The 9,907-nt window shown below is 74.2% G+C and carries 9 protein-coding genes; 5 read left to right on the top strand and 4 right to left on the bottom strand.

The window, feature by feature from the left end; all coding sequences use genetic code 11:
• Positions 1-182 precede the first annotated feature (182 nt).
• Positions 183-257, bottom strand: coding sequence for a 50S ribosomal protein bL37 (locus ACIBTV_RS12070; protein WP_369700219.1), 75 nt, complete (start codon positions 255-257; stop codon positions 183-185).
• Positions 258-481: 224 nt separating this feature from the next.
• On the opposite strand from ACIBTV_RS12070, the gene ACIBTV_RS12065 reads away from it, so the two are divergent.
• Both ACIBTV_RS12065 and ACIBTV_RS12060 read left to right on the top strand, forming a co-directional pair.
• Positions 482-697, top strand: a complete 216-nt coding sequence (locus tag ACIBTV_RS12065; RefSeq protein ID WP_091595373.1) for a biotin/lipoyl-binding carrier protein — start codon at positions 482-484, stop codon at positions 695-697.
• A complete protein-coding gene (locus tag ACIBTV_RS12060) occupies positions 694-1,200 on the top strand; it encodes a GNAT family N-acetyltransferase (protein ID WP_396704010.1) in 507 nt (168 codons plus the stop codon). The genes ACIBTV_RS12065 and ACIBTV_RS12060 overlap by 4 nt, the downstream gene beginning before the upstream one ends.
• Before the next feature lie 10 nt (positions 1,201-1,210).
• Here ACIBTV_RS12060 and ACIBTV_RS12055 read toward each other — a convergent pair whose 3' ends face one another.
• The gene (locus tag ACIBTV_RS12055) at positions 1,211-1,894 is read right to left on the bottom strand and encodes a TetR/AcrR family transcriptional regulator (RefSeq protein ID WP_396704009.1); all 684 of its coding nucleotides are present in this window, start codon (positions 1,892-1,894) and stop codon (positions 1,211-1,213) included.
• Between the two features lie 114 nt (positions 1,895-2,008).
• On the opposite strand from ACIBTV_RS12055, the gene ACIBTV_RS12050 reads away from it, so the two are divergent.
• Positions 2,009-3,601 (top strand): MDR family MFS transporter, encoded by a 1,593-nt coding sequence (locus ACIBTV_RS12050; RefSeq protein WP_396704008.1) that lies wholly within the window; start codon positions 2,009-2,011, stop codon positions 3,599-3,601.
• A 115-nt stretch (positions 3,602-3,716) separates the two neighbouring features.
• Here ACIBTV_RS12050 and ACIBTV_RS12045 read toward each other — a convergent pair whose 3' ends face one another.
• Positions 3,717-5,561: a tetratricopeptide repeat protein gene (locus ACIBTV_RS12045; protein ID WP_396704007.1), complete on the bottom strand. Its 1,845-nt coding sequence runs from the start codon at positions 5,559-5,561 to the stop codon at positions 3,717-3,719.
• A 187-nt stretch (positions 5,562-5,748) separates the two neighbouring features.
• Between ACIBTV_RS12045 and ACIBTV_RS12040 the strand changes: the two genes are divergently transcribed.
• A complete protein-coding gene (locus tag ACIBTV_RS12040; RefSeq protein ID WP_396704033.1) occupies positions 5,749-6,780 on the top strand; it encodes an SIS domain-containing protein in 1,032 nt (343 codons plus the stop codon).
• Positions 6,781-6,805: 25 nt separating this feature from the next.
• Positions 6,806-8,425 (top strand): histidine kinase N-terminal domain-containing protein, encoded by a 1,620-nt coding sequence (locus ACIBTV_RS12035; RefSeq protein WP_396704006.1) that lies wholly within the window; start codon positions 6,806-6,808, stop codon positions 8,423-8,425.
• A 53-nt stretch (positions 8,426-8,478) separates the two neighbouring features.
• On the opposite strand, the gene ACIBTV_RS12030 is transcribed toward ACIBTV_RS12035, so the two are convergent.
• Positions 8,479-9,897: a glycosyltransferase family 39 protein gene (locus ACIBTV_RS12030; protein WP_396704032.1), complete on the bottom strand. Its 1,419-nt coding sequence runs from the start codon at positions 9,895-9,897 to the stop codon at positions 8,479-8,481.
• Positions 9,898-9,907 lie beyond the last annotated feature (10 nt).

The raw sequence follows: 9,907 nt of genomic DNA, 5'->3' as shown, positions 1-9,907 counted from the left end.
GCGCGCGGGGGGGGGTGTTGCGGCCGCCCCCGCCCGGGCGGGGGGGGCCGCCCCCCCCCCCCCCCCCGGGCGCCCCCCCCCCCCCGGGGGCCCCGGGGGCCCCCCCCCCCGCCCCCCCCCGGCGTCCCGGCCGCCGGCCGGGAATGTGACTGATCGTCGGCGGGGCGTGCCCGCCGCCGAGGTCAGGAGTTGGGGCGCTTGCCGTGGTTCGCGCCGCTCTTCTTACGGGCCTTCTTCTTCCGGGCCTTCTTCGCCATGGTGACCTCCTCGTAATGGCTGATCCGGCTGCGCGCGGCCGCGACGCCGATGCGCGCACCGGGCGGCCGGGCGACCGGGTCCGACCTGCCAGATGCTAGTGCCGCCCGCACCGGCCGTGGCGGGCCGGGCCGCCTTCCCGCGTCCGCCGAGCCGCTCCATACCCGCCGGCCGGTGCCACATGATTGGATACGTCGGCAGGCATCGTGAGAGGGAGGGCCGTGAGATGGCCGAGGAGATCCGGGCCGAGATGGTGGCGAACGTCTGGAAGGTCGTCGCGTCGGCCGGCGACACGGTGTCCGAGGGCGACACGCTGGTGATCCTCGAGTCGATGAAGATGGAGATCCCGGTCATCGCCGAGTCCGACGGTGTCGTGCAGCAGCTCGCCGTCAACGAGGGCGACGTGGTGCAGGACGGTGACCTGATCGCGGTGATCGCATGACCGGCGTCCACGTCCGGACGGCGACGCCCGCCGACTTCCCCGCGATCGCCCGCCTGACCGTGGCGGCGTACGAGGCGGACGGGCAGCTCAAGGGTGAGCACGGCTACGGCGCGGTGCTCATCGACGTGGCGACCCGCGCGGCGCACGGCGAGGTGCTGGTCGCCGTCGACGACACCGACACCGTGCTGGGCTCGGTCACCTTCGTGCTTCCCGGCAGCCGGTTCGCCGAGCTGTCCGCCCCGGGTGAGGCGGAGTTCCGGATGCTGGCCGTCGACCCGGCCGGCCAGGGGCGGGGCATCGGCGCGGTGCTGGTCGACGCCTGCGTCGCCCGGGCCGGGGAGCTGGGCTGTTCGGCGGTGGTGATCTGCGTACGCGGCGGGATGGCCGAGAGCGCGCAACGGCTCTACCAGCGGCGTGGTTTCGTCCGCACGCCGGAGAAGGACTGGTCCCCGGTGCCCGGCGTGCGGCTGCTCGGCCTGCGGCTGGAGCTGGCTCAGGCCTGAGCCGGCCCGGTCAGCCGCGCGTCGCCGGCTCGGAGCCCGCCCCGTCCGGTGCCGCGCCGTCGCCGGCCGGGCCGGAGCCCGGCACCGTGCGACCGTCGGGCTCGGGGCCCGCTGCCGCGCCGTCGCCGGTCGGCTGGCCGATTCGGGCGAGCAGCTCGTCGGCCACCTCCAGGGCGATCTTCCGTCGGTCCGCGTCGGTGATGTGCGGCGTCCGGACGGCGAACCAGCTGCTGTGCACGGCGAACAGGGAGAGCGCGGCGCGCAGTTGGGCGCCCGGTGAGTCGTCGCCGCGGCACAGCTCGCTGGCGAGGCGCATCATCCGGCCGCGCATCTGCTGCCCGGCCGTGAGGCTCTTGAGCACCGTCTGGTTCTGCTCGAAGAAGCGCATCACCGAGGGGTGGTCGCCGGCGAACATGGTGTCGGCGTACTGGGCGATGAGCTCCCGCCGCGTCTCCCGGGTGGGCGGCTGCGACTCGGCCCAGGCGACCAGCTCGTCGATGCGCTCCAACCGGTCGTTGACGAAGCTGGTGACGATCTCGTCCTTGCTCTTGAAGTGGTAGTAGAGGGCGGCCTTCGTCACATTCAGCCGCTCGGCGATCTCTCGCAGCGAGGTCTTCTCATACCCCTGCTCGGTGAAGAGTTCCAGAGCGACAGCCTGAATGCGCTCCCGCGTGCCGCCGGTGCTCTCCCTCACGCGTACCACCCAATTCGCTTGACCATCGTTCGTCCATCAGCTTACCGTGCGGCTAGTAAGGTAACTAGCCGGGCGGCAAGTAAGTGAGCCGCCGCCTCCGGGGGGAGCGTACCGATGACTCAGGCAACCCAAGCCGGCGCACGACCCAACGTCCGGGTCGTGCTCTTCGGCCTGATGATCGCGATGATGCTCGCGATGCTCGACAACATGATCGTCAGCACCGCGCTGCCGAGGATCGTCAACGAGTTCGGCGGCCTCGACCACTTCACCTGGGTCGTCACCGCGTACGTGCTCGGCACCACGGTCTCCACCCCGATCTGGGGCAAGCTCGGCGATCTCTACGGACGTAAGTCGGTCTTCCTCACCTCGGTCGCGATCTTCCTCGTCGGCTCGGCGCTCTGCGGCATGTCCGGCTCCGGCTTCCTCGGCGGACCGGCCGACGGCATGGTGCAGCTGATCGCCTTCCGGGCCGTCCAGGGCCTCGGCGCCGGTGGCCTCATGGTCGGCGTCATGGCGATCATCGGCGACCTGGTCCCGCCCCGGGAGCGGGGGCGCTACCAGGGCATGATCGCCGGCATCATGGCCATCGCCATGGTCGCCGGCCCGCTGGTCGGCGGCTTCATCACCGACCACCTCTCCTGGCGCTGGGCGTTCTACGTCAACCTGCCGCTCGGCGGCGTCGCGCTCGCGGTCCTGATCACCACCATGCACCTGCCGAAGTACCGCACCGAGCACCGGATCGACTGGCTCGGTGCCGCGCTGCTCTCGGTCGGCATCACCGCGATCGTGCTGATCACCACCTGGGGCGGCAACCAGTACGACTGGACCTCCGGCCCGATCCTGGGCCTGGCCGCGCTGGCGGTCGTCGCGCTGGTCGCGTTCGGCTTCGTCGAGCGACGGGCCCCCGAGCCGATCCTGCCGTTGCGCCTCTTCGCCAACCGGAACTTCGCGCTGATCTCGGTGATCGGCTTCCTGCTCGGCTTCGCGATGTTCGGCGCCATGAACTTCCTGCCGCTCTACCAGCAGACCGTGCAGGGCGCCTCGGCCACCAACAGCGGCCTGCTGCTTCTTCCGCTGATGTTCGGCATGCTGGTGGTCTCGCTGCTCATCGGCCGGGCGATCACCCGCACCGGCCGCTACCGGGCGTACCCGATCGTCGGCGGCGTCGTGATGACCGCCGGCATGGCTCTGCTGACCATGCTGGACGTCGGCACCAGCAAGCTGGAGTCCTCGCTCTTCATGATCGTGCTGGGTGTCGGCATGGGCTTCCTCATGCAGACCTCCATGCTGATCGCGCAGAACAGCGTGGAGCAGAAGGACCTCGGCGCGGCGAGCGGCGCGGCCACCTTCTTCCGGTCGATCGGCGGTTCGTTCGGCATCTCGCTGTTCGGCGCGATCTTCGCCAACCGGCTCGCCCACTCGGCAGCCGGGTCGGCCGTCGGCGGTGGTGGCGGCGAGGCGGGCGCCGGCCTCGACCTGGCCAAGCTGCGGGAGCTGCCGGAGCAGGCTCGTGAGCTGGTCCTCGGCGGCCTCGCCGACGCCATCTCGCACGTCTTCTGGTGGGCGGTGCTCTTCACCGTGGCCGTCCCGGTGCTCGCCTGGTTCATCAAGGAGATCCCGCTGCGCACCGCCAACGAATCCCCCGCGCAGACCACCACCCCGGAAGAGCAGGCCGAAACCGCCCTCAGCAAGGCCCCTGTGGCCTAACCCCGCCCCCCGTCCCCGTCCCCTGCCCCTCCGTCGCGTCGATCATGAAGTTATCGCCACCCGCCTCGGCGTGGCGGCAACAACTTCGTGATCAACCGGGGAGGGGAGGGTGGGGTTAGGCGGGGTGGCGGCGGGTCAGGGCTTGCCAGAGGCGGGCTAGGCGGGCCAGGGGAGACCGGCCGGTCCGGCGGGTTCGGCGTGGGTGGGGGATGGTGGGGCCGCCGATGAGGTCCCTGGCCAACGTCGCCGTCCGGTGATCCAGATCCGGGGTGGCCAGGGCCAGGTGGGCCAGCGAGGCGGCGATCGGCACCGGCCGGTCCCGCGCCGTCGTCCCGGCGTCCGCGAGCCGCTCGGCCACCACGGCGGCCACATCGGGGCGTACGGCCGGGTCGACCCACGCGGCGGTGACCAGCGCGAAGAGCGCGGCCTCGGTGATCCAGTCCTCCACGCCCCAGACCAGGTCCAGCAGGACCGTGCGCCGGGTCGAGGTGTCCCACGGCTCGTCGGTGCGGTGGTGCAGCAGGCCGAGGCAGGCCCAGACCTGCACGCAGCGCACCCAGAGGGTCGGGTCGTGACCGCCGAGCACCCGGCCGACCGCGGTGGCCGGCGGTTCGGGCGGGTGCACGAGCAGGCCGAGCAGGTCGGCCAGGTCGAGGGTGGCCAGCCCGACCGCCGCGTCGTAGGCGGCCGGCGGGTGGGGCCAAGCCGGGTGCGCGAGCTGGCGAACCCGGTCGGCGGCCGCCGGTGACGGCGCCGGGACCGCCGGTGCCACGCTCGCGCCCTCGTAGTGCCAGAGCGCGCTGGCTCCGGTCCGTCGCGGCTCGCGGGGATCCGGTCCGACGAGCTCCGCCACCTCGAACCGCAGACCCGGTGCGGCGGCCGCGACCACCCGCAGGGCGCTCGGTGGCGTCGGCGTCGTCAGGCGTACGGCTGCGCCGGGCCCCTCGGTGACCGCCCGGCGCAACGCGTCGACGATCGGCCCGGTGGCGGGTGTGACCTGCCCGAGCCAGGGTCGGCCCCGGCAGCTCTCGGCGAGGTCGCCGTGTTCGTGCGAGTCGTCCGGGTGGTCGCGGACGAAGTCGGCGAGCGCGACCAGGTGGGCGGCGTCGCCGTCGCGCTGGTAGCGCAGCCGGTGCCCGGTGTGCACGGCGCAGTCGAAGGTCGGGTCCCGGGCCAGCGCGCGGTCGATCCAGTCCAGCGCCTCGTCGAGCCGGCCGGTGTCGGCCAGGGTGCCGGCGATGTCGGCGTACACGGCGAGGTCGTCGGGGTCGTGCCCGACAGCACGACCGAGGGCCGCGAGCGCCTCCCGGGTCCGGCCGGCGCTGCGGTACGCGTACCCGAGCCAGACCTCGCCCATCTTCGACGGTTCGGCGCGTACGCCCCGAGCGGCCCAGCGGACGGCGAGCGTGACCTCGCCGACGCGTCGGGCCAGCGCGGACGCCGCGCCCAGCAGCAGGCCGTGCTCGGGGTGGACGGTGATCGTGTTGCGGGCGAGGGTGAGGTACGCGGCCAGCGCCGGCCGGCCGGCGCGCGGCACCGGGTCGGGCACCGCCGCGCAGACCTGCATGAGCAGGCGCGCGGCGTGCTCCGGGGTGAGCCGTTCGGCCAGTTCGGGTGCGGTGACCCAGGGCACCCCGGCCCAGTCGGTCTGCGGCGCGTGACCGGTCGCCGCGACGAGCAGGTCCAGGCCTTCGGCCGGGCGGCCGGCGGCGGCGAGCAGGTGGGCGCGGGCGACCACGGCACCGACGAAGGCGTGGTGGTGCAGCGGGAACAGGTCGACGCCGCCTCCGCCGGCCGCGGCGAGGCGGGCCAGCGTCTCGTGCACCTCGGGCAGGGTGGGTGCCTGGGCCAGCGCGCCCGCGACGTGACCGGCGGCGTGGTCCAGGTCGCCCTCGTCGAGCGCCAGCCGGGCCAGGGCCAGCTGCTCCGCCGCGGAGAGCGCGCGATCGTCCTCGGGCACGTCGTCCTCTCGGGTCCGGTGGCGGGTCGAGCGGGGCCAGACTAGGGGATGGAGGGCCGCTATGGTGATCAACTGCGCACTACTGTTCGTTCGATTGCTCTAGACAGATCAAAAGTGCAAGACTGAGCAGCAAACGCGCGGCAATCGCGCAGTGGGAGGAGCTTCCGTGACGCGTGCAGGGGCGGGGATGGCCGCTGACATCGACGAGCAGCCGGCCGGCTACGAGCGGTTGCTCTCCACCGAGCACGCCGACGCGATCGCCCGGGTGGCGGCCGCCATCGCCGAGCGTCGGCCCCGCCACGTCGTTTTCACGGCCCGGGGCACCTCGGACCACGCGGCGCTCTACGGGGCGTACCTCACCGAGATCCGGCTCGGGCTGCCCGCCGGGCTCGCCTCACCGAGCGTGGTCACCCTCTACGACGCCCGGCCTGACCTCTCCGACGCGCTGGTCGTGGGGGTCAGCCAGAGCGGCGGCTCGCCCGACCTCACGGAGGTCCTGAAGAGCGCTCGGGCCTCCGGCGCGCTGACCGTCGCGGTCACCAACGCGCCGGACTCGCCGCTGACCGGCGTGGCCGAGCTGAGCGTCGACATCGCCGCCGGCCACGAGCGGGCCGTCGCGGCCACCAAGACGTACACGGCGGAGCTGCTGGCGCTGCTCATGCTCGTCGAGGGCGTACGGGCCGGCGACGGGGTGCTGCCGGCCGAGGAGCGCGCGGCGCTCGCCGCGCTGCCCGAGTTGGCCGCGCAGACCCTCGCCGACCCCACCCCGGCCCAGCTCGCGCCGCGCTACCGCTTCGCCGCCCAACTGGTCACCACCGGCCGGGGGTACGCCTACCCGACCGCCCGGGAGGCCGCGCTGAAGCTCATGGAGACCTCCTACCTGCCGGCGCTCGCCTTCTCCGGCGCGGACCTGCTGCACGGTCCGCTCGCCATGACCGACCCGGACGTGCCGGTGCTCGCGGTCGTCGGCTCCGGGCCGGGTGGCCGCTCGATGGGTGAGGTGCTGCCCCGGCTCGGTGAGCGCCGCGCCGACGTGGTGGTGGTCGGCTCGGCCGACGTCGAGGGGGCGACCCGGATCGCGGTCCCCGAGGTCGACGAGCGGTACGCCCCGCTGCTGGACATCCTTCCGCTCCAGCGGCTCGCGCTGGCGCTGGCGCTGGCCCGGGGCGAGGACCCGGACGCCCCGCGCGGGCTCAAGAAGGTCACCGCGACGAGGTGAGGCGCGGCGTGGCACGCTGGTCAGCGTGTCCACGCTGCGCGACCTCGCCGAGGAGCACACCCATCTCCGTCCGGGCGACATCGATCACCTGCACCGGATCGCCGGAGACTGGCAGTTGCTCTCCGATCTGTCCTTCGCCGACCTGCTGCTGTGGGTGCCGGTCGACGCTGAGGGCACGTTCCTCTGCGTGGCCCAGGTGCGCCCCACGACCGCCCCGACCGCCTACCAGGACGACCAGGTGGGTCGGATCGTCGGCGGGCCGGAGGTGGCGCACCTGGAGGTGGCGTACCGGCAGGGACGGATCTGGCGGGAGGGCGACCCCGTCTGGTACGGCGACGTGCCCGCCCGGCACGAGGCGATCCCGGTGCGGCTGCGCACCGCCGACGGGGAGGCCGGTGAGGTGGTGGCCGTGGTCGGCCGCGACACCAACCTCTCCACCGCCCGTACGCCCAGCCAGCTCGAACTCAACTATCTGACCACGGCCGACGACCTGGCCCAGATGATCGCCGACGGCACCTTCCCGCCGCCTCGGCACCCGGGCGAGACGACCACCGCGCCCCGGGTCGGTGACGGTCTGGTCCGGCTGGACGCCAACGGCAAGGTCACCTACGCCAGCCCGAACGCGCAGTCGGCGTACCGGCGGCTGGGCTACGCCTCCCACCTGGTGGGCGAGGATCTGGCGGCCCTGCACCGCCGGCTCGCCGGCGACCCACTGGAGGGCACCGACGCGGCGAACGCGATCCTGGCCGCGCTGCGCGGCGACGCGCCACCGCGCCGCGAGATCGACGCCCGCGGAGCGACCATGCTCACCCGCGCGTTGCCGCTGATGCCCGCCGGGGTGCCGATCGGCGCGCTGGTCCTGGTCCGCGACGTCACCGAGGTGCGCCGCCGCGACCGCGCCCTGATCACCAAGGACGCGACCATCCGGGAGATCCACCACCGGGTGAAGAACAACCTCCAGACCGTCGCCGCCCTGCTGCGGTTGCAGGCCCGTCGGGTCTCGATGCCGGAGGCCCGGGTCGCCTTGGAGGAGTCGGTACGCCGCGTCGCCTCGATCGCACTGGTCCACGAGACGCTCTCGATGTCCAGCGACGAGGCGGTTGAGTTCGACGGGATCGTCGACCGGGTGGCCAGTGCGGCGACCGAGGTGGCCGCGACCGAGGTGAGCGTCGGCATGCGTCGGACGGGCAGCTTCGGCGTGCTGCCGGCGGAGATCGCCACCTCGCTGGTGATGGTCCTCAACGAGTTGCTGCTCAACGCCGTCGAGCACGGCTTCCCTCCGGCCGACGCCGACGACGGCGGTCCCGGCGCCACGACGGTCGCGGTGGGCTCGGCGGACACGGCTGGCTCGGGCGCTTCGGCGGGCGGGCCGGGCGGCGGCCCGGCGACGCTGGTGGCCGCGCCGGAGGTGGTCGTCTCGGCGCACCGGTTCCGCAAGCAGTTGCACGTCACGGTCACCGACAACGGCCGCGGGCTGCCCCCGGACTTCGACGCCGAGCGGGGCGGCAATCTGGGGCTCCAGATCGTCCGGGCACTGGTCACCGGGGAGTTGCGCGGCACGATCGATCTGCGTCACGGCACCGGCGGCGGCACCGAGGCCGTGCTGGTCGTGCCCCTGAACCGGGGCGGCCCCGAGGGCCGCTGACCGGGCGGCGGTCGGTCGGGTCAGCACACCCGTGGTGCGGGAGCGGCAGTCGTTCAGCGGCTGAGCAGCGCGACGGTCAGGCCGGGCCGCTGCCACACCCGCTGGACCGTGAAGCCGTCGCGCAGCGCCGCGCCCTTGGCGCCGGGCACCGCGGCCACCGGGTCGACGTGCCGGCCGGTGACGACGAGCCAGACCCGGGGTACGCCGGCGAGGCACTCGGCGGGCCGGTCGCACTCGGCGGCCCAGAGGTCGCCGCGCCGGGCCTGGCCCTCGACCTCCAGCGCGTCCCGGGGGCGCTCGCCGCGCAGGTGGTATTCGAGGCCCAGGTCGAGGAAGAGCCAGCTGTGTCGGGGTGAGTACACGACCGCGTCGCCGGGTTGCTGCCCGGCCGCGACGATCCGCGCCACGCCCTGGTAGTCGATCGGTGCGCTGCGCGGCCACTCGTGGGTGCGCCGCAGCGCCGCCTGGTCGGGCAGGCCGAGCAGGCCGGCGACCGCCACCAGGGCCAGTGCGCCCGGCAGCGGCGCCGTCGCCAGTGCCGCGCCGGCCAGCAGGCAGGCGAACGGCACCACGAAGAGCAGGTAACGCGGCACCCAGAGCGGCACGACCGCGCCGGCGGCGAAGAGCAGCAGCACCGGCAGCAGCACCGCGCCACCGGGCAGCAGGGCGCGCCAGCCGAGCCGGGCGGCCCCCAACAGGGCCACCCCGACCAGCACCCCGCCCACCACGCTGCTCTGGGTCAGCCCGCCGGGCAACGCGGTCAGGTCGTCCGGGCGGACGAGGTGCACCCAGTTCAGCTGCCGGCCCCGCTGGCTCCGGCCGATCACCACGAGCGGCGCCACCAGGATCAGCGCCGGCAGCACGGCCGGCACCCACCGCCAGCGCCGCCGGTCCGGGCCGTCCGTCGTCGGGGTGAGGCCGAGGCGGTGGGCGGCGAGCACCGCCAGCGCGTGCGGGGCCAGCAGGGTCAACGCGATGAGGTGGGTCAGGCCGAGCGCGGCGAGGACGGCGGCGTACCACGCCCAACGGCCCCAGCCGGGCCGGCGCAGCGCCTCGGCCAGCAGCAGCGTGGCGAGCACGGCCAGCAGCGTGGCCAGCGCGTACGGGCGGGCCTCCTGGGCGTACCGGGAGGTGCCGGGGAGCACGGCGAAGAGCAGGCCGGCGAGCAGGCCGGCCCGGGCGTCGACGAGCCGCCGTGCGAGCACCGCGGTCAGCGCCGCCGCCCCCGTCATGGCCAGCACCGACGGCAGCCGCAGCGCGATCACCGAGTCGCCGGCCAGCGCCAGCCAGCCGTGCATGAGCAGGTAGTACGGCCCGGTGGCCGCGTCGATCGTGCCGGCCAGCCGCACCAGGTCGCCCACCGAGCGGGTGGACGCGCTCCACGTGGCCAACTCGTCCCGCCAGGGCTGGGCCCGGTCCAGCCCGACCGTCGTGATGACGAGGGTCAGCAGCGCCGGCGCCACCCAGGTCACGGCCGAGGCG

The sequence above is a fragment of the Micromonospora sp. NPDC049366 genome (genome assembly GCF_044466625.1).
Classification (GTDB): domain Bacteria; phylum Actinomycetota; class Actinomycetes; order Mycobacteriales; family Micromonosporaceae; genus Micromonospora.
Note: the sequence above shows the minus strand (reverse complement) of the source record. Positions and strands in the feature narration are given on the sequence as shown.